Here is a 19,589-nt window from a genome sequence, read left to right as displayed (position 1 = left end):
GAGTCGGGCGAGTCATGCGATGAAGCGAGGAAATGGTCCGGAACTTTCCGCCCTCGGGCGTAAACATTCCTTAGCGGTGCTTGGTGCCAAACCCCAGGCTTGTTTCGCTCCTGACAGCCGCAGCCGCCGCTGCTAGGCGATTTCTCCATGGCCGATGCAGACCTCCTCGATCCCTCGGCTGTCGTTGCCGGAATGGCACGGCAGGCGCGCAAGGCGCAGGTCCTGCTTGCACGGATGGGCGACGGACAACGGGTCGCCGGACTACGGGCGGCGGGGCGGGCGCTGCGGCAAGAGGAAGCCGCAATCCTGGCGGCCAATGCGCGCGACATGGCGCGCGGCGAGGCGGCGGGACTTTCACCCGCCATGCTCGACCGGCTTCGGCTCGATTCGGCGCGGCTTGCCGCGATCGCTGCGGCGGTGGACGCCGTCGCCGGTCTCAAATCCCCGCTCGGCGAGGTGATCTCGCGCGATACCCGGCCCAATGGCCTGGTTCTGGAGCGAGTGCGCGTGCCGATCGGCGTCATCGCGATCGTTTACGAGAGCCGGCCCAACGTCACCGTCGATGCGGCGGCCCTGTGCGTGCGAGCCGGGAACGCGGTGCTTCTGCGCGGCGGGAGCGAGGCGGTGGAGTCGAACCGCGCGCTGCATGCCGCTTTCGTGCGCGGAATTGTCTCGGAAGGATTGCCGGAAGACGCCGTCCAGCTTGTCGGCAGCCAGGATCGCGCACTCGTCGGTGCGATGCTCGGGGGCGCGGGCCTCATCGACATGATCGTGCCGCGCGGGGGCAAGGCGTTGGTGGCGCGAGTGCAGGCAGACGCCCGCGTGCCCGTGCTGGCTCATCTTGACGGCATCAACCACACGTACGTGCACGCTGCCGCCGACCCCGGCATGTCCCGCCGTATTGCGCTGGACGCCAAGCTGCGCCGCACCGGTATCTGCGGAGCGATGGAGACGCTGCTGGTCGATGCCGCATTTCCCGACGCTCCCGCGTTGCTCGGGGCGTTGATGGACTCGGGCTGCGAGCTGCGCGGCGATGCGCGTGCGCAGGCGATCGACCCGCGCATCAAGCCCGCAAGCGACGAGGACTGGGATACCGAGTATCTCGACGCCGTGCTGTCGGTGGCGGTGGTCGACGGGCTGGAGGCCGCGCTGGCGCACATTGCAGCGCATGGTTCGCACCACACCGATGCGATTGTTACCGAGGACGCCGAGATTGCCGCGCGCTTTCTTGCCGAAGTCGATTCGGCGATCGTGATGCACAATGCCTCGTCGCAATTCGCGGACGGGGGAGAGTTCGGGCTCGGCGCCGAAATCGGCATCGCGACGGGGCGCCTGCACGCGCGCGGGCCGGTCGCGCTGGAGGGCCTGACCACCTACAAGTGGCTGGTGCGGGGGAACGGCCAGGTGAGGGGCTAGTTCGCTCGACAAAGGAGAGACTGCAATGCGTTACAACCGACTGGGCTCGACCGGGCTGATCGTTTCCGAACTGTGCCTGGGCGCGATGACTTTCGGGACCGATCCGGGGCGCTTCGCAAACGTGGCGGGACTGGACCAGTCGGCCTCCACCGCGCTGGTGAAGCAGGCCTTCGACGCCGGCATCAACTTCATCGATACCGCCAACGTCTATACCCGCGGCCAGTCGGAACGCTTCGTCGGCCAGGCGCTCAAGGACCTCGGCCTCGCGCGTTCGGACGTGGTGATCGCCACCAAGGCGATGGGACCCATGGGCGAGGGGCCCAACGATGCAGGCGTCAGCCGCTATCACCTGATGCACCAGATCGATGCGAGCCTCGAACGGCTCGGGCTCGACCATGTCGATCTCTACCAGGTCCACGGATGGGACTCGCAGACACCGATGGAGGAAGCGCTGCGCGCTCTCGACGACATCGTCCGGACCGGCCGCGCGCGTTATGTCGGCGTGTCCAACTGGGCGGCGTGGCAGATCATGAAGGCGCTCGGCCTCAGCGAGCGGCTGGGGCTGGAGAAATTCGCCTCGCTCCAGGCCTACTACACCATCGCAGGGCGGGACCTCGAGCGCGAGATCGTGCCGATGCTGCGAAGCGAAGGAGTTGGCCTTATGGTCTGGTCGCCGCTCGCCGGCGGGCTCCTCAGCGGTAAATATACTCGCGGAGATGACAATCGCAGCCAGGGGGAAGGCCGTCGCGCAGCGTTCGATTTCCCCCCGGTCGAGATGGATCGCGCCTATGGCCTGATCGACGCGATGAACCGGATCGGGCAGTCGAAGGGCGTCAGCGTCGCACAGGTCGCGCTCGCGTGGCTGCTGCACCAGCCGGTGGTTTCGACCGTCATCGTGGGCGCCAAGCGGGCGGACCAGCTCGCCGACAACATCGGCGCGGGGGAGGTCACCTTCACGCGGGACGAGTGGGACGAGCTCGACAAGCTCAGCCGCTTGCCGCACGAATACCCCGGCTGGATGCTCGGCTTTCAAGGCAGCTACCGCGACGAGAAGGTCTCGCCGCGCCGCACCCCAGGCTGACGGTGATCCGCACCGGCCTCCTGGGAGGCAGTTTCAACCCGGCTCACCGGGCGCACCGCCAGATCAGCCTCGCGGCGCTGGCGGAACTGGGGCTGGACGAGGTGTGGTGGCTGGTTTCTCCTGGTAACCCGCTGAAATCTGCCGCCGGCATGGCCCCCCTTGGCGCACGGGTTGCCTCGGCCCGCGACGCCGCCCGGCGAGCGCCGATCCGGGTGACGGCAATCGAGCGCGAGTTGGGCACGCGGTACACCATCGACACGCTTCGCGCATTGCAGCGGCGCTTCCCACGACGCCGGTTCGTGTGGATCATGGGGGCAGACAATCTTGCCCAGTTCCATCGCTGGAAGGATTGGCGTGCGATTGCCAGGACCATGCCGATCGCCGTGTTCGCGCGGCCCGGATACGCGCGGAAGGCGTTCACCAGCCCGGCCATGTCGTGGCTGCGCCGCTACCGTGTTTCGCCCGGCGCGCTCGCTGCCGGAAGCCGCTTGCCGATGATTGCATGGATCGGATTCGATCCCGATCCGATGTCGGCCACCGCCCTGCGCGAGGCCGAACCGCTATGGGCCGACCGCTACGCTCGCAGCAGGCCACGGGACGGGGTTAGCGGACGCCTCATCGATTGATACGCGGATGCCACCCGCCCTCGTTCCTAGACCACCAGCCGGACGTCTGAGTCTGTCCGTCGTCGGAATTGCGCTATAGCCGAGTTTCTCGCGCTCATCGCGTCGTAGATTGCGTAGCGCCGGTTGGCCTCACTGGGCCATTTCGGCCTTTTGTGAACGATCTCCCGCTCTCAGTCGCGGTCGTCATCATAACTGAATGGAGAGAACCAGCACCGATGCGGCGCTTCCTTACGCGTACAAATGCGGCTGGACGTGAGTGGATTAACTTGCAGTCTGGTTGACGAGAGTAGTCATCGTTTGCGCAGGTCAAATTGATCGCAGATATGTTGAAAAACAGAGGGATAGAGGGCTGTTCTGAACTGAATACCCACGCTCTGATTTTTGCGCCATCGGACCGTTGCTTCGATCGGCCCGATTGTGCCAATCCTGATTGTTAAACGGGTCTCGGGTCGCAACTCGCTTGCTAAATCCAGGAAATGACATCCTGTCTCGGACAGATCCCGAATGGTTACGTCGCGAGAACCAACGCTAGTAAAAATTCGTCCGATGATAGTCAGCTCATGCCGAGGTGCCGTCCGCTCAATCACATGACGGGGTTGGGCCGGAGCGGCAGTGGGTGGCGAGTGCTCGATAGAATTTGCCAAGGGAGCGCCGACGGCGGCTTTCGCTAAGCAGGGAGACCCTAAAATCTGCTCCATTGCCGTCCGAATCTCCTGCTCCGGACCGAGTTCCACAGCCGGCTTCCCGCTAAGCCAACATGCCCATATTGAGCCATTCCGTGCCACGAACAAGAAATCGCCTTCATCCACGTGCTGAGTTTACTCCGGATATGGCTCCTCGTCCGCACCAAAAGGAGCGAAACGGGGGTGAAATCTCAGTTCAAGTAAAATTGCAACAGGCCGACACACGCGCCGCGAACGCCGTCTCGATCACATCGCCTAGTGCCGAGGGCTGCGTTCAAGAAAGTGCGACTTCGGGGATCGTCACCCCCTCGTACTCAGCCCTTTGTGTCAAAATGACGAAGGGAGGCAAGGCAAGACCCCCCGGCTAACAATCGTTAACTGTGTTTCATCGGCTGGACGTTAACCATTAGCGCTTATTCATCGGCAGATAGCTGATGGAGATTAGTGTCATGACTGCCTTGAGAATGACCAGTGTCTTAGGCATTGGGGTATTGCTCCTAGGTACCCCAGCGATTGGCATAGATACAGGCGTTGCCCTCGGGAGCCCGTCCACCCAGATTTCTATCGGCGGCTTCGTCCCGGTGATCTGTCACGCCCGTGTCACATCCAATATCGTGGCCGCCGAACCGGGCACCGCCAGCCTGGGACAGCTTAACGAATTCTGCAACAGTCCGCGCGGATACCGGGTGCACGCCGACTATTCCGCGTCGCTTGCGAAAGCGCGCCTGATTGTCGACGGCACCGAAGTGACGCTATCGCAGGATGGGACCACGGTGATCAGCCAGTCAGACAGGCCCGCCGTCGACAGTCACAGCTTGGCGGTTGCTCTGCCCGAGGGCGTAGAGGGCGGTTCACTGAGCTTCCGCATCGAGCCGCTCTAGAGTAAGGCCGCAGGCTCAGAACTGTCCGCTGAGGCCCGAGCATTCTCCCCCTGACGTGGGCGTCGTCATCGCCGCTTTTGGGGCGATGGTGACCGTGAGCGTATCGAGGTAGGTGGGCGAGACGACCTTTCCTGCGCCGCCTTCGGCCAGTTGTGCCTGGATATTAAGATGATCTTCTGCCGCAGTACCGACCCCGGCTCGCGGGCAGATCGTCGCAATCGGCATGGTGCCCCCTGGATTGCGAGTGACCCCTAGGAACTTGAGGTTGTAACCCACCTTCTGCAGCGGGTCACCCGTCGCGGTTCCGCTCGGCGTCATGTAATAGTTGTTGGCGGACGTAAGCGAGACTTCATAAGGTCCCGAACTTTGCACGCGGACATAGTTGGTCGGCGCCGTAACGTAAGTGAGCGGCGCAGCCTGAACCTGCGCAGTCGTCTTGTCACCGATCTCTCCGAAGTCGAGCGCGGTCCCGCCGTAGGATGCCTGCAGCGCGCTGAGCACGGTGATCGGAAAAGTCACCGCATTGATTATCGAGCCTGTCTGCTGCGTCTGCCCGCCACCGCCAGTCGTCGAGCAGGCAAAAATCGCATCGAACGGAAGCGTCGTCGAAGCATTGAGGTCCAGGTTCGCCGGCAAGGTGACTTGGAAAGTCACGGTGGCGAAGTCCGAGGCGGCGTTATTCCCGGTGAATTCGATCTTCAGATACTTTTTCGCCGGCGACGGATTGAGGGTGGTCGGAGCATAGATCGGCGGCGCCTCGTTGAAGTCGTAGAAGATGTCGAGGTTCAGACCGGTCACAAGACCATCGACCGCGACCGAAGTGGGGACGATCGAGGTTCCATCGGCAGCGGTCGAATTGCTTTTCAGGAAGAAATTGACCGTATTCGTCTTCTCCCCGCCGCCGCCATTCACGCGCGTGAGTTGCAAAGTGACGAGGGTGGTGGGCAGGCCGGTTGGGCTAAAGGGATCGTACGTGGCCGCAGTCGCCGTCGCGCTGCCAGTGATGCCGCATGTCGCGGCGCTTGCCGCCCCGCCCCAGGCGAGCGCAGATGCAAGAGCCAATCCGGCGAGGCAGCGGCGTACGTATCTGGACCTGGTCATTGATTTTCCCCTGAGGGCCGGATTTCACCCAGCCGCAGCACGCCCTGCGTCTCTGGCGCCACATCGATGATATAGACCGAGCGGGCTTCGTCGAGCATCTCGACGCGCCATTTGCCCGGAGCGAGACCGGCCGCGCCGAAGCGGCCCTGGCGATTGGTGAACACGATAACTGGCGCGCGCTCGGGGTGTGCAATCTCGCGCGCGCTCCCGGAAACGAGCGCGACTGGCTCGCCGTCCGCGTTCAGCATCGTGCCGAGTGCAGTCACGTTGTAGTCCGACCCGACCTCGAGCATGTATCCGCTCCGGTAACCGGGGAAGAGCCGGAACGTGCCCTGGCCGATGTCGGTACCCGCCGGGGCGTTCTCGATATCGACCGGCACCGTGCGTTCGGCGTAGGAGGAGAGGCCCGGCATCGTTGCCGTTCCAAGCGCACCGGTTTCGGCCACGTAGCCGAACGTGGTCGGATCGACGACCACATTGGCGCCCTTGAGCGAGCGGTGCGGCCTGACGATAGCGAAGCTGTCGTAGATCGGGCGGCCGATCGACACCGCGCCGCCGCCAACGGCGATCGAGGTGCCCAACCGGAAGTTGCTGCGCTGACTGACGCTGTCGCCGAACCGTCCGTTGAACGAACCGTAGTGGCTGAAGCCCAACTCCGCGCGGTTGGCAAAATAGTTCGCGTTGACGCTGAGCCCGCTGCCGAAGCGGCTCGTTTCCGCATCGGCGGTGACGTTGTAGCTGCCGACCCCCGATCCGCGCAGGGTTTGATACGATACGCGCGCCCTGTCGCCGCGCGTATCGAATTCGCCGCGAACCGAGGAATAGCGACCAAGGCGCACCGTCAGCGAGGCGAACGCGCTGACTTCGTCGCCCTGCGAATCCTTGATGTATCGGCCCTCCAAGTTGAGAGTCGCGGCATCTGTTATCCGCCATCCCGCGGTCAGCCGGGCGCTGGCCACGTCCGGCTTGGCGCCCCGTCCCTTGCCGTAGCGTCCGTCGACGCCGGCATATACCCGGTCGGTGAAGGCATGGCTGTAGCCGCCGCCGACCTCGAATTCGAACGGATTGTCGGGGAGGAAGAAGCTAATCGGCGCGAAGTTCTTGCTGCGGTGCTCCGCGAATAGGTTGAGCGTATCGCTTTGGCCGTCTCCGCGCTGGATCAGCCGCTGGAAGGTGCCCAACAACGCCACGCCGTTACCAGCGCCATCGAAATGGCTGACAGCTGCTTGCAGGCCGAACGTGCCGATCGAGGTACCCATGACCGCCTCGACACCGCCCATCTGTACATCCTTGTCCGCCTGAAGATTGACTCCCACGGTCACGTAGTCGCTCAGTCCGCGGCGATAATATCCGCTGAACATCGGATCGTCGGTGTAGTGCGGCCCCGACCGGCGAAGCGGCGCACGAATGCCCGCGTACAGCCCGAACTCGCTGAGGCCTTTGGCGAGTTGGGTCTGGTCGAGAAAAACGTTGAACCGCAGGATTTCCGTACGCCCGGTGTCATCCAGCACGTTGAGTCGGATGTCGTTCGCGCCTTGGGCAAAAGGAAAGTCGCGCAGGTCGTAGTTACCGGGGGCGAGCTGTAGCCTGCGGACCTGTTGGCCGTTGACCAGCACCTCCACGATTGAGGCCCTTTCCAAGCGGAAGCTGCGATCACCGCGCGGTCGAATAATCTGCTGCGGATTAAGGACGCCGTATGAGCGGTACAGTGAAATGCCAGCAATGTCCGGAACCGACTGGAACCCACGCCCGGTCGTCTCGAGATCCCCCGCAGTCCACCGCATAATATTGCCGGTATCGTCGTACACGAGCCTGCTACCGAGGCGCTGGAAATCGGGCCCGAAGCCGCCCGGGCTCCATATCGCATCGCTTTCGGCGACGACCCCCCCGAGACGGACCGCGCCATCGAGCAGCATGTTCGGGTTCTCGAAACCTTCGTCGAACCCGTCCTCGACGAGGTCGAACGAGCCGCGTACGTTCAGGTATGCACTGGCGTCGAGCGGAGTGAGCACTTCGCCCAGCCGCTCCTGGTCGAGCGAGGTGACGGCGACCGAGCGCGATCCGCGCCGTTCGACCGGAATCGTGAACACCAGTTCGATCCGCTGGGGATCGTACGCCACCTGGATGCCCGAGGGCGCAAAGTCCGCAGGGGTGACCATCGAGGAAGACGGAAAGCTTGCACGCAGCGCCTGCAGGACGTCGGGCGCGAGCACTTCGCTCAGCAGTTGCAGGACCCGGTCCGCCGGCAGTCGTATTGCCTGGTCTGTCCCCAAAGTGATCGGCACGTCGCCAAGGTATGTCGCCCCGTCGTTCATCGGCACGGTGAGCACGACGTCGCGGCCGGTGGGGTTGACCATCCGGGTTGGCGCCGCAACGGGCGGCTCAAGCTGGTCAGCCGCTACCGACAGCGAAGGCGTGGCCAGCGCCAGTAGACTTACGCCAACGTGGATCAGCAGGAGGCGCTTGCGCAGCATGGTCACTCGCCCGTTGAGAAAGTCACTTCGACTGTGCCGGCCGAAGTGGGCAGTTCGACCGGCAGGCGGACCTTGCGCACCTGGTGGCCGCCGATCAGGCCGAAGCCCATCCGCTGCTGTATTTCCGGCCCGTTGAGCGTCTCGCGCAGCACCTCCTTGCCGCCAGCATCGCGGGCCACGACCCGCAGCTTGCCTTGCGACAGGTATCCGTAGTTCGCTGAATCATTGCGTACCGTTACGAGCGGCGTGCTGTGTCCCGCGCCGTCCGAAGCGATCGTACTGCCGACGACCGCAAGAGCCGGTTTGCCGCCCTTTGGCCCGATGCTGACGAGCACCTGGAAATTGTACAGGATCTGGATCGCTGACTGCCCCTCGGGCAGCTTCACCGGAAGCTGGGCCACGGTGATGTAGTAGTGCCGGCTTTCGGTAAGGTCGGGATCGCCGACATACTGCACCCGGAACGCCTGGGTTTGCCCGGGCTGGATTAGGGCTTGCGGTGGGTACACCAGGAGGTCGCCCGGATCGACTCCGGTGAGCTTGACTCCGTCTTCGGTCAGTACAAGCTGTTGGACCTGCAACTCCACGGGCAGCGGGGTGGCGAACGTGTTCTCCACCGTAATCACCTGCGACATGTCGCGGCCGGTGGTCTGCAGGTCCAGCACGACCGGCTGGACTGTCATCGCCGTCGCTTGGGCAATCGGGGCGGTGGCCAGGCAGACTGCGGCGACCGACCGGTAGAACAGGTTCTTCATATACGTCCCTCGAAGTAATCCAGTTTACGAAGCCGGTTCGAACCGGATCGTCACAGTGTCGGTGTAGTTGCCCGCGGTCAGCAGGCCGCCGCCCTCGGCAGTGCCGATGCGCAACCTCAGCTCCCCGTTTTGCGCCGGCTGTGCGGTCTCGATGCCGCCCGCGGCCGAGTTGCCCGCGATTGAATTGGCGCCCCAATCGACGGCGATATCGTAAGGAAGGAGATCGCCGAACGCATTCGGGTTGAGGCGATTGCCCGCCTGGCCACCCTCACGCAACAGCCCCCCGGAGTCGCTGGTCACGAGCACGCGGTGCGCCGCGTTGCAGACGACGGGGAGGGCTAGTTCGATGCTCGCCGCGCGCGGCTGGGAGGTCTGGGGGTCGACCAGCTGGGTGATCGCGACCGCGCCGCCGCCGGTGGCATCAGGCGAGAAGATCGCGTTGACGGCGCCTAATGCCGAAGCAGCCGAGGTCACCACGCAACTGGGCGCGCTTTCGGCAAACAGGCGCACCGCCTCGCTCGCGCTGGCAAGGTCCTGAGCCGCAGCCGGACTTGTCACCGGCACCAGCAATGCGGCCGCTATTAGGAGACGTCCCATCATCTGGGCTCCAGGAATATGCGAAGGGTGTCGGCATAGCTGCCCGCCAAGACAGGTGCGCCGTACTGGGTATTCGAGGCTCCGGCATCGAGTTCGATGTCGAGCCGAAGATCCCCCGCCGAGGGGATGTCGATGTCAGCCCGCGTTTCGCGGGCGCGCCGCACTTTGGCATCCGCATCGAGCGAGCCTGTTCGGTCAGCCCATGCGAATGCGACATGGTAGGGAAGCGCGCTGGCGAAATTCGGCCGGTTCGGAGCGACGGGGCCCTCTATGGGCCATAGCCCGTTATCCTGCGATTCCAGCCGTATGCGATGCGGGAAATTGCAGACGGCCGAAAGGAACACGGTCGCCCGGGCCGACTGCGCCGCGAGAGTCCTTGGATCGGTCAGTTCGAGCACCCGCAAGCTGTCTCCATCGACGCCGCGGAAGTTGATGAGCTCGCCCGTGCGCAGGTTCCCCTGCTGCAAGGTGCACACTTGCGGCGTCTGCCCGGTTACCGGGAATGCGCGCGTTTCCGGCTCCGACTGCGCGAGCGCGGCCGGAGCCGCGAGCATTGCCCACGCCGTGACCGTCAGGAGCGCCGCGGTGCGCATGTCAGTTCGCCGCGCTCAGCGTCACGGTTACGGTACCGCGGTAGTTATCGTCGGCGACCAGCCGCAGGGCGTTTCCGCCGGTGGTAGCGAAGTCCGACACCGAAACCGCGATGTCACCGCTGAAGGGAGTCCCCCGCGACTGGCTGGCGGCCGGATTTGCGGATGCAGCGGTGTTGAAAACGGCCGCGCCTGGCGTCCAGCCCGCTGCCGTCGCTGTGTAGTCCACCGACCGGCTGAACGACGTCGGCGGAGTCGCCGTGAAGTTCTGGGCAACCAGCGGCGTCGCGGCCACCGTAATCGTGCTCTGCGCGGAACAGAACGCTCCTGTCAGGGTTTGCGGCGGCGCTGACAAGTCGGTGCGCAAGAGGCCCGTCGAAGTGTTGATCAGGACCCCCAGATCGAAAGTGCCCTCATCGCCGGCCAGTGTTCCACCCGAGCAGAGCGCCGGGACGTTCCCCGTCACCGCGAAAGACTTCGTGTCGGTAGCCGCCGATTCTTGGGCTTGTGCCGCAACCGGCATGATGGACATGCCACAAGCGGCGACGATGAGGATACGCGGGTGCATTTTCGGTTCCCTTTTCATCAGTTGGGCGAGACCGCCGCCGGTCCGAGCGTCACCCGCACCAGGCCAGAGTAATCGCCGGAAACGAGGAGTGCGTCGCCCGGTACCGAGAACCCCGAGAGCTCGACGGACAGGTCGGTCTGGCGAGGGAGCGGCTGAACTGCGCTGGTACCCTCGTTAGTGGCATTGGTCCCGCTGGCCGTCGCGGCACTGCTGGCAGAGGCGCTTCCGCCTCCCCACTGGCCCACCTGGGCGGTAAAGTTCACCGCGCGGGAGAACCCGGGAGGCGGCGCCGTGGTGCCGCCGGCGGTTTCCACGAGCGCGGTAGCCGCGATGGTAGCGACCGATCCGGCGAAGTTGCAGAAGCTCGCTGGCAGGGTCACGTTCTGGTTTCCTATCGCCCGGATCCGGCCGACCCGCGAACCCGACGTGGCAATCATGTTGCCGAGGCTGACCGACGCTTGGGAAGGCTCACCGAGCACGCACAGCGGGGTGACGTTGCCTTCGATGGCCACGTCGGCAGTGTCGCTATCGGTCGACTGTGCGAACGCGGACGTCCCGGCGAGAGCCAGCGCAAGGGTGGGGGTGATAAACGGGATGCGCATGTCAGGTACTCCGACGCGGCCGGTTTCAGGAAGGCGGGCTGAAGATGGGGGAGAGCGTCACCTCGACCGAACCGTTGTAGGTGCCCGCCACCAGCAGGTCGTTCCCGGGTGCCGATGCACTCGACAGAGCAACGTCCACATTGCCTGAGAACATACCGACGCCGACCGGGGTGCCTGCTCCTACGACGGTGGAGGTGTCGCTTCCAGATGCCGCATTGGCGGTAGCAATGGCTGTGTAATCGACCCGGTTCGTGAACCCCGTCGCGTTCGCCGCCGTGTTGATCAGAGGAAAGGCTTCAACGGTCATCCCGGCGGCGGCGCTGTTGCACCAACCCACCAGTGTCGCGGTACGCCCGTTGACGGCCGCAGTGTTCAAGCGCCCGGCGTTCCCGTCGCTGCCCTGCAGCGAAATCTCGTTAAGCGAGATCGTCGCGGAAGGGGTGGTAAAGAGGCACCGCGGGGCCACCGTGCCGTCGATCAGCACGGTGCCGGTTGCGTCAGCGGTTCTCGCAGCCGCCGGGGCGGCTGCGAGAACCACGGGCGCGAGCATCAGGAGACATTTACGCATTTTTGCGTTTCCTTCTTTCGGAAGACCGTGGACGTCACGCGCCCGGCGAGATGAGAACGGTGATCTTCCCGGTGTAATCGCCCGAGACGAGAACGCCCGAGGCGGTCCATGCACTGGTCGCCACCGAGACATTGGTTCCGCTACCGTTGAGGCGGCTGGAGAGCGTTGCCGTCGTGGCGACAGGGTTATCGCTAGGGTCGGAAACCACGGTCGTTCCGTCGACTTGGGTAAAGGTAACATCAGCCGTGTAGTCGACCGTGTTGTCGTAGCCGGTCACGGCAGGGGCCACGTTCGCCAACGGTTCGGCAGTTACCGACACGTTCGGATTGGCCGAAGTGCACAGGACCTGGGCAGTGAGCGCGGTGCTGCCCTGGCTGGCGAAAGTCGAGGACAGCGTCGTGCTGTCGAGCAGCGTTCCATCGGTCTTGGCGAGTTCGCCCATGTTGACCGTGGTGCCGAACGTCGAGCCGGCGCCTGGCAGCACGAAGCACTTGGGGGCGACCGAGCCAGTAATGTTGATCGTGCCGGTGACGTCACCGGTGGCGGCGGTGGCGGGGGTCGCCATCGCTGTCGTGAGCGCCAAGGCGGCCAGGGCAATCTTCTTCATTGGTCCATCCTTCGAGTTGCTGCCGATCGGCAGGGTTGTTGCGGTGCGATCCGTTTCCGCGGAAAAGAGAGCGGTCGCCGTCACGGAGCGGCCGCTATGGTTATGGTTAGGGTGTCGGCATAAGCCGTGCTCGCGACCAGCGTGCCCGGCCCCGCAAAAGCAGGAGCGCTGACACGCAAGTAGGAATCGGTCTGGTTCTGCGAGGGACCCGCCAACCGCAGGCCCGCCGTCGTCGAAGCAGGGCCGCGAAAGGCGCAGGTGCCGGGCGCGGAGGCCTTGAGAGCGGCAGCCGCGCAGAAATCGCTCGCGGTCGTCGTATTGCCGTCGAGGTTGAGCGTTACCGTGTACGGGGCCAGGTTCACATAGCCGGGGTCGCTCCCGCCGACCGGTGCCTTAAGCCCACCGTTTAGTGAGACGACCGCGACCCGCGCGGCGGTGTTGCATTCGAGTGTGAAGCCGAAGTCGTGCTGCCAGGCCGCCTCGTCGATGAAGCCGGCGTCCCACGTTCCCGAAGGTGCGCCGTTAGTTGCGAACTGACAGCGGCCTCCCACCGAGGCGGTGACCGGGATGGTGAGCGGAATGCTCTGCCCTTCGTAGATGGTCTGCGACAACTGGGCAGCCGCAGGCGTCGCGGCAAGCGCCGCAGCCAGCATGCCAATCGTCGCCAGAATCGAACGAAGCACTCGCTTTCCCTCCATCGCAGCCCCTTGGGGCCGGTCGCTTAAAAGCAACTTCGGCGAACGCGAGACATCCGGAAATATACCAAACTCCGGGTGCGTCGGTTAACCAAGCGGGGTTGACGCGGCACGGAAAAGCTTTGCTTTTTCAGCATCAGCGTCGTGCTCCAGGCCGTGAGAACCTGAACAAAAGGGTGCTGGCGTTAGCCTGTTTCGGTCAACGCGGTTAACCTTTGTTGAGATTCCGCGATGGCAAATTGAGACGTCTTACGGCATTGTGTGCTCGGTCGGGCCGTTCGTCGGTGCTCGCGCTAGAGCGAATCGGCCAAATTGTCGCAGCCCTTGGGGGGAGCGGATGACAAACCAGATAACTGCGCGCGAGTTCGTCAGATACGCCTGGTCACCCGAGCACCCTGCGGATCTGCCAGCATGGCGCGAAGCCCTCGCACCGCTGTTCGATGTCGAGCCTCTCGAGACGCCTTTTCGAGCTACCTTGCAATCCTACGCTCTGGGAGAGGTACTGTTCAGTGTGACCACGGGCACTGCGCAAAGCTTCGTGCGGGACGAGCGCGTCCTGACCCGCGGTGCGTCTGACAATTTGCTGATCCAGATGTATTCGCAGGGGGGCTTCGAATGCGAAATCGCAGGCCGCCACCATAGGGCCGACCCCTGGGACCTCTCCTGCCTTGACCTCGGGTGTGCTTTCACCTCGGTGGCATCGGTGTTCAGCTGTTACACGCTAGTGATCCCCCGTCGGATGCTAGCGTTCATCTGGGCCGATTCCCCTCATTCCCGGCTGTTACCCGCAGGCCTTGCGCGGTCGCGAGTTTGCGCGCGACACTTCGAGACTCTGGCGCAGTTATGCCCGACGTCGGATGCTTTCGATCTCGAAGTCCTCGGCACGCTCACGATTGCCTTGCTCAAGGCTGCCCTTGTCTGGGAAGAGCCGGAAGCCGCGCAGTCGAGTCCCGAAGATGGCTCGTTGTTTGCGAGGATATGGCGTTTTGTCGATGCGAACGTCACCAATCCGCAATTGTCGGCTGAAGTGCTCGGATCGGAATTCGGAGCATCTCGAGCGACGCTATATCGAATGTTTCACCGGCATGGCGGCGTGGCAACATTTATTCGCAAACGCAGACTGCACCGCGCGATTCAAGAGCTCAGCAACGACGTCCATAACCGAGAACGCATCTCTTCTCTGGCTTACCGTTGCGGTTATCGGAGCGAGGACACGTTCGCCCGGGTGTTCAAGGAACGATTCGGGGTCGGACCTGCGCAGTGGAAGCGCTCAATTTCTGGATTGAGAGACCGGGAGTAATCTCGCCCCTCGCACGCCGCGGGTCCCAGCAGGCCTGCCTTGTTGATGCGGGTTTTTCCGCCGGGTCTGGCGCTGCAAACCAGGACGAATTTAAGGGACGAGAGTACGCATAGTCGGGGAAGCTGGACCCGGCAATGGAAGATCGGGTCCGGGAGACACCGTCGTCCCGAGGCACTCATCGTTGTCGGAAGCTACGTAATACTTTCCTTCGCCAGACAACGCTGGTTGGGTGTAGTGCGGTAATTCACGGAGGTCCGGAAATTGTCGGACGATGAATTATGTTCGCGCGAGTGCATCCTCGCTGGTATGAAAAGGGCGTGTTCACAATGGCAACAGCTGACACCTAGGCGGCATAACCGACCGGATTGGATCGTGGCGATTTAGCGGCTGCGGTCAAGCCCTGCAAAATGCTCAGCCATTCGACGCTGCCAATACGCGGCGCTCGTTGCCAAGTGGGCGAATGCGCGCAAAAAGCCGGACCACCCACCTAGCCCGCCCTGCCTTCAAATAACCTGACACGAACGCTAGCGCAATCAATCTGCACGCATGAGGTGCTGCGGCGTCAAACTTTCAACGTCCCATTCGGATTTAGGCGCAGCTTGGCCTAGGGGCTGACCGGATGATTATGATCCTTGGTGGCGATGATTATAGCAGTGATGAACGCAGCCAGGGCCAAAATTCCCAGAACCCATGAACTGCGCAGCTCGCTTCCCTCTTCGACCGGAGCAGCAGCGCGTTGGGGCGCAGCCTGAGCTGCCACCGGGCCTACCAGAAGAGCGAGAGCCGCGCCACCCGCTGCCAGCTGGCGGAATCGAGTCAAAGCCACTGTAGCGGAAAGACCGACTTCATGCATACTTTACCTCCATGTGCAGGCTTTGCGATTTCCGTATACACGAAATTCCTAGGCGAGTCCTAAAAAAGAAAACCTTACCCATCAACCATTTCGGTGTTTGGTCCGCATCGCCAGAGAATCTTCGGGAATCATAGTCGCCTTTCCGGACGGGTTTCCAAAGGACACAAAATCTTCTGATGCGCCAGGTGGACGCCGGATTGGCACCCGTGATCTACTACCCGGTTGCGGGGGCAGGCTCTTCACCCGTTTACAGCAAGAACCTGAACCATTGGTACAAACCGTCCAAGATCGCTGCAATGAGGATCAAGGCAAAAACCCAGAACTCCCACAGTATCGGACTCCCACGACGGCGGTCCCGGTGTTCGATAGCGGGGTTCCAGACCGGCAACCTCTCTGATTGCTCAATCGCTTCGGCCGCAATCTTGTGCACGACCGCCACTTGCACCTCATCCGCTCGGGCAGACCTCGAGTCTTTTTGCGCAGGCGGCCAAGGATTCTGGGTAGGGTCGGTGTTCATATCCTTCTCACTTCTCCAAGCGATAATCACCACACCGGCAGCGTATTGAACTGGGTGACAGCAGCCGCCCTGAGTTAACGCTGCTTCTGCGCAAGCGTCACCCGGCATGTTCTGCATTATACGCGGGATAGGAAGATCACGCAAAGCCAAGGGTCATTACCGCAATCTTTACCCTCACAGCCTTAACGCATCAGCTAGGCAATTACGGGATTCATCATGCGCGGCGAAGGCAAACCCGATGTATGCGTCATCGGCCTCGGTTATATTGGCCTGCCAACGGCGGCGATCATCGCCCGCGTTAATTGCCGGGTCACAGGCGTCGATCTTTCGCAATCGGTCGTCGACACTATCAACCGCGGTGAGATCCACATCGAGGAGGTCGATCTCGACGGCCTCGTGCAGGGAGTCGTCCAACGGGGCCTGCTCACGGCGTCGACCCAGGTCGTGCCCGCCGACGTTTTCGTCATCGCCGTGCCCACTCCCTTCGAGAAAGACGGGAACCACACGCCCGATGTCAGCTATGTGATGGCGGCGGCGGCCAGCCTCGCTGCCGTGCTCAAGAAGGGCGACGTCGTCATCCTGGAATCAACCTGCCCGGTCGGCACTACCCAACTGGTGCGCGACCGGCTCGCGGCACTTAGGCCCGACCTCAGGATGCCCGGCCTGTCCAGCGAGACCCCCGACGTGTCGATCGCCTACTGTCCAGAGCGGGTGCTGCCCGGACGCATTCTCGAGGAGCTCACTCACAACGACCGCTCGATCGGCGGGATCACCTCGCGCTGCGCGCGCAAGGCAGTTGAGTTCTACAAACTCTTCGTGCGTGGCACCTGCGTGACGACCGACGCCCGGTCCGCAGAGATGACCAAGCTGGTCGAGAACGCCTATCGCGACGTCAATATCGCATTCGCCAACGAACTGTCGATGATCGCGGACCGCATGGGCCTCGACGTGTGGGAGGTGATTCGCCTCGCCAACCGGCATCCGCGCGTCAACATCCTCCAGCCGGGTCCCGGTGTCGGCGGCCACTGCATCGCGGTGGACCCGTGGTTTATCGTCAACGGCGCGCCGGATGAGGCGAAAGTTATCCGCACGGCGCGCGAGGTGAACGATACGAAGATGCACCACGTGCTGGCGCGGGCGAGCGAACTCGTCGAGGCCAATCCGCACGCCACGGTCGCCTGCCTGGGCCTTGCCTTCAAGGCGAACATCGACGATTTCCGCGAAAGCCCGGCGCGCTTCGTCGCCGCGAGCCTGGCCCGCAAGTTTGGCGAGCGCGTGCGGGTGGTCGAACCCTATGCGCAAGAGCTTCCCGGCGAGTTCTCCGGTTCGGGTGCGTTGTTGATCGATCTCGACCAGGCGCTCGAGACCTGCCACGTGCTGATCGTGCTGGTCGATCACGACGTGTTTCGCGTCGTCCCATTGGAAGAACGAGCCAACGTGGTCGTCTATGACACGCGTGGAATTTGGCCGGATTCACCGGTTGGCAACCTCATGCCCAAGCTACGTGTTGCCAGTTAATGGGGCCGCGGTCCGTTGGGCGCGTTTCCAATAGGGGAGTCCCCGTACCAATCAGAATAAGCGCAAGGGGCCTTCGCTGCCTCTCGGCTAGCGCTACGACTCCTATGACACGACGGTGAACGAAGGGAGCTGAGGGTCTATCCTGTTTTTGGGTGCGTCTTGGGAGCAGAAGTCAGGCAATGAATAAACGAATGAAGATCCTCACTGTGTTCGGAACGCGGCCGGAAGCGATCAAGCTCTTTCCGTTGGTGCATGCACTGGAGAAGGATGCGCGTTTTCTCAGTAAAGTATGTGTCTCTGGCCAGCACCGCGGGATGCTCGATCAGGTCCTTGATTTAGCGGGAATTGAGCCCGACATCGACCTTGACTTGATGCGCACCGATCAGTCGCTCGACCAGCTTACCGCAAACTTACTGACCGGCGTCGGTTCGGTTCTCGATCGCATCAGACCCAACTGGGTGGTAGTCCAGGGCGATACCGCGACTGCGATGGGCGGCGCCCTGGCCGCATATTATCGGAAGATTCCGGTAGCGCATGTTGAAGCGGGCCTTCGCAGCGGCGAAATTTATAGCCCTTGGCCTGAGGAGGCGTACCGAAAGATCATCGGCAGCGTCGCTGAGCTGCACTTTGCGCCCACCGAGGTGGCTGCTGGTGCACTGCGCCGCGAAAATATCCCCGCCGAAAAGGTTCACGTCACCGGAAACACAGTGATAGACGCCCTGCACTGGGTCGATGCCAAGTCGGTAAGCGGTTCTCCCGGCGGTAGCGTGCTGCGCGACTGTGAGGCGCGTTTTGCAGGCAAGAAGATCATCGGGGTGACTACTCATAGACGAGAGAATTTAGGTGACGGGATGGACAACATCATCTCAGCTGTTGCTGCGCTGGCCGAGCGGCCAGATGTCGCGATTATCCTCCCTGTCCATCCTAACCCCAATGTGCGAGCCAAAGTGCGCGACAGGCTCGGCGGCTTGCCCAATGTAGCGCTGACCGACCCACTTTCTTATCCGGACTTTGTCCGACTGCTCCGCATTTCGACGCTGATGTTGACCGATAGCGGCGGAGTTCAGGAAGAGGCGCCCGCACTTGGCAAACCGGTCTTGGTTATGCGGGACACAACCGAGCGTCCCGAGGGGGTGTTAGCTGGGACGGCCAAGCTGGTGGGGACTGACACCCAGCGCATCATCGCCGAAACCCAGCTTCTCCTCGATGATAATCGGGCTTACGCAGCCATGGCCATGGCCCATAATCCTTATGGAGACGGACAAGCGGCCTCCCGTATTGTCGAGCTGCTCGCTGGCGAAGGTAAACCACCGCGGATGCCGATGGCCTGATGAGGCGGTTTAGTGGCATCCGGGGTATTCCCAGGTGTTCGAATGCCCAAAGGGCGCGCTGCGATTACCGCGTGGAGTGCACAGCCGCCAGTCGTAACAACGCTCGAGTCGCAGTCGCTCCTCCCGACCGATTGCTTCAAAGCGGCCGATCAAGCTTTCGAACAGTGCAACTCCGCTGCGCCGCCTATTATAGCGGAACTCCACCTCGGCGAGGTATAGCCAAGCATTTTCGCTATCGAACTGCCGGTAGCCGAAGGCAGTCCGCTTTAGCACACGCCAGTAAGTCTCTATCGGATTGAGCGTGTTGCCGCGGAAGTCATGGAAGGCAACTGAATGGTTAACCACGACGTGCTGCCAGCCGCGAGAGCGCAGCCCCTTGTAGCTGGCATGACCGTCGGTGATGATAACGCTGCCGGGCCTAACAAAACGGTTGATCGCCGCCAGAAAGGTTGTGCTGGTGCGGTTGGGAATAAAACCCGAGATGACTTGGTCTTCGCAAGCAAAACCCATGACAATCAAAGGTGTGCGCTGCTGCAACGCCCCGCGACCTCTCTTGACGTAGGGCACGAGGGCTTCATCGACATACACAATTTTGCCGGGCCCACCGAGCTGGTTGGGGCGGTCGCAGCTTGCCATATGAAGTCGGATGAGCAAGCCAAGCCGGGCTGTGCTCTTTATACCGAGACCTAGTTGCTTACGCAGGAAGCTGGTGCGCATGCCTATCGAGCTATTGGCCATTAACAGCATCGCGTAGAACCATGCCATCGGAGGCAGATTCGAACGGTAGAGAACGGTGCCCTCGAGCACGGACACTTGCCGCCGGCAACAA

At 62.7% G+C, this 19,589-nt stretch carries 20 protein-coding genes; 7 read left to right on the top strand and 13 right to left on the bottom strand.

Features of this window, described 5'->3' with window-relative positions; all coding sequences use genetic code 11:
• Positions 1–147: 147 nt before the first annotated feature.
• Genes IEW58_RS12090 through IEW58_RS12080 form a run of 3 tightly spaced genes read left to right on the top strand, consistent with a single transcriptional unit; the run spans position 148 to position 3,123 of the window.
• Entirely contained in the window at positions 148–1,416 is a 1,269-nt protein-coding gene (locus IEW58_RS12090; protein ID WP_188645344.1) for a glutamate-5-semialdehyde dehydrogenase, read from the top strand.
• Between the two features lie 25 nt (positions 1,417–1,441).
• Entirely contained in the window at positions 1,442–2,497 is a 1,056-nt protein-coding gene (locus tag IEW58_RS12085) for an aldo/keto reductase (RefSeq protein WP_188645343.1), read from the top strand.
• Between the two features lie 2 nt (positions 2,498–2,499).
• Positions 2,500–3,123: a nicotinate-nucleotide adenylyltransferase gene (locus IEW58_RS12080; protein WP_188645342.1), complete on the top strand. Its 624-nt coding sequence runs from the start codon at positions 2,500–2,502 to the stop codon at positions 3,121–3,123.
• A 290-nt stretch (positions 3,124–3,413) separates the two neighbouring features.
• Here IEW58_RS12080 and IEW58_RS14120 read toward each other — a convergent pair whose 3' ends face one another.
• The gene (locus tag IEW58_RS14120) at positions 3,414–3,821 is read right to left on the bottom strand and encodes a PilZ domain-containing protein (RefSeq protein ID WP_373284777.1); all 408 of its coding nucleotides are present in this window, start codon (positions 3,819–3,821) and stop codon (positions 3,414–3,416) included.
• Between the two features lie 566 nt (positions 3,822–4,387).
• On the opposite strand from IEW58_RS14120, the gene IEW58_RS12070 reads away from it, so the two are divergent.
• Positions 4,388–4,687, top strand: a complete 300-nt coding sequence (locus IEW58_RS12070; protein ID WP_229658571.1) for a hypothetical protein — start codon at positions 4,388–4,390, stop codon at positions 4,685–4,687.
• 15 nt (positions 4,688–4,702) lie between these two features.
• Here IEW58_RS12070 and IEW58_RS12065 read toward each other — a convergent pair whose 3' ends face one another.
• The 10 genes from IEW58_RS12065 to IEW58_RS12020 all read right to left on the bottom strand — a co-directional run bounded on the left by IEW58_RS12065 (position 4,703) and on the right by IEW58_RS12020 (position 13,229).
• A complete protein-coding gene (locus tag IEW58_RS12065; RefSeq protein ID WP_188645339.1) occupies positions 4,703–5,788 on the bottom strand; it encodes a hypothetical protein in 1,086 nt (361 codons plus the stop codon).
• The gene (locus tag IEW58_RS12060; RefSeq protein ID WP_188645338.1) at positions 5,785–8,262 is read right to left on the bottom strand and encodes a fimbria/pilus outer membrane usher protein; all 2,478 of its coding nucleotides are present in this window, start codon (positions 8,260–8,262) and stop codon (positions 5,785–5,787) included. Before IEW58_RS12060 ends, IEW58_RS12065 begins: the two co-directional genes overlap by 4 nt.
• Positions 8,263–8,264: 2 nt before the next feature.
• A complete protein-coding gene (locus tag IEW58_RS12055) occupies positions 8,265–9,014 on the bottom strand; it encodes a fimbrial biogenesis chaperone (RefSeq protein ID WP_188645337.1) in 750 nt (249 codons plus the stop codon).
• A gap of 24 nt (positions 9,015–9,038) precedes the next feature.
• A complete protein-coding gene (locus IEW58_RS12050) occupies positions 9,039–9,614 on the bottom strand; it encodes a spore coat protein U domain-containing protein (RefSeq protein ID WP_188645336.1) in 576 nt (191 codons plus the stop codon).
• Positions 9,611–10,204 (bottom strand): hypothetical protein, encoded by a 594-nt coding sequence (locus IEW58_RS12045; protein ID WP_188645335.1) that lies wholly within the window; start codon positions 10,202–10,204, stop codon positions 9,611–9,613. The genes IEW58_RS12050 and IEW58_RS12045 overlap by 4 nt, the downstream gene beginning before the upstream one ends.
• Position 10,205: 1 nt before the next feature.
• A complete protein-coding gene (locus tag IEW58_RS12040; protein ID WP_188645334.1) occupies positions 10,206–10,769 on the bottom strand; it encodes a hypothetical protein in 564 nt (187 codons plus the stop codon).
• Between the two features lie 17 nt (positions 10,770–10,786).
• Positions 10,787–11,371, bottom strand: a complete 585-nt coding sequence (locus tag IEW58_RS12035; protein ID WP_188645333.1) for a hypothetical protein — start codon at positions 11,369–11,371, stop codon at positions 10,787–10,789.
• Positions 11,372–11,396: 25 nt separating this feature from the next.
• Complete coding sequence (locus IEW58_RS12030; RefSeq protein ID WP_188645332.1) at positions 11,397–11,939, bottom strand: hypothetical protein; 543 nt, start codon at positions 11,937–11,939, stop codon at positions 11,397–11,399.
• Positions 11,940–11,973: 34 nt separating this feature from the next.
• Positions 11,974–12,546 carry a hypothetical protein gene (locus IEW58_RS12025; RefSeq protein ID WP_188645331.1) on the bottom strand — a complete coding sequence of 191 codons (573 nt, stop codon included), beginning with the start codon at positions 12,544–12,546 and terminating at the stop codon, positions 11,974–11,976.
• Between the two features lie 80 nt (positions 12,547–12,626).
• On the bottom strand, positions 12,627–13,229 hold the full coding sequence (locus tag IEW58_RS12020) for a hypothetical protein (protein WP_188645330.1): 603 nt from the start codon (positions 13,227–13,229) through the stop codon (positions 12,627–12,629).
• A gap of 349 nt (positions 13,230–13,578) precedes the next feature.
• On the opposite strand from IEW58_RS12020, the gene IEW58_RS12015 reads away from it, so the two are divergent.
• Positions 13,579–14,541 (top strand): helix-turn-helix domain-containing protein, encoded by a 963-nt coding sequence (locus IEW58_RS12015; protein WP_188645329.1) that lies wholly within the window; start codon positions 13,579–13,581, stop codon positions 14,539–14,541.
• A 604-nt stretch (positions 14,542–15,145) separates the two neighbouring features.
• On the opposite strand, the gene IEW58_RS12010 is transcribed toward IEW58_RS12015, so the two are convergent.
• On the bottom strand, positions 15,146–15,394 hold the full coding sequence (locus IEW58_RS12010) for a hypothetical protein (RefSeq protein ID WP_188645328.1): 249 nt from the start codon (positions 15,392–15,394) through the stop codon (positions 15,146–15,148).
• Positions 15,395–16,127: 733 nt separating this feature from the next.
• Here IEW58_RS12010 and wecC point away from each other — a divergent pair.
• Positions 16,128–17,429, top strand: coding sequence for a UDP-N-acetyl-D-mannosamine dehydrogenase (gene wecC, locus IEW58_RS12005; protein WP_188645327.1), 1,302 nt, complete (start codon positions 16,128–16,130; stop codon positions 17,427–17,429).
• Positions 17,430–17,608: 179 nt separating this feature from the next.
• Positions 17,609–18,760 carry a non-hydrolyzing UDP-N-acetylglucosamine 2-epimerase gene (wecB, locus tag IEW58_RS12000; RefSeq protein ID WP_188645326.1) on the top strand — a complete coding sequence of 384 codons (1,152 nt, stop codon included), beginning with the start codon at positions 17,609–17,611 and terminating at the stop codon, positions 18,758–18,760.
• A gap of 9 nt (positions 18,761–18,769) precedes the next feature.
• Here wecB and IEW58_RS11995 read toward each other — a convergent pair whose 3' ends face one another.
• Complete coding sequence (locus IEW58_RS11995; RefSeq protein WP_188645325.1) at positions 18,770–19,567, bottom strand: IS1595 family transposase; 798 nt, start codon at positions 19,565–19,567, stop codon at positions 18,770–18,772.
• Positions 19,568–19,589 lie beyond the last annotated feature (22 nt).

The organism is Tsuneonella deserti, assembly GCF_014644315.1.
In the GTDB taxonomy this organism is placed as follows: Bacteria; Pseudomonadota; Alphaproteobacteria; order Sphingomonadales; family Sphingomonadaceae; genus Tsuneonella; species Tsuneonella deserti.
Note: the sequence above shows the minus strand (reverse complement) of the source record. Positions and strands in the feature narration are given on the sequence as shown.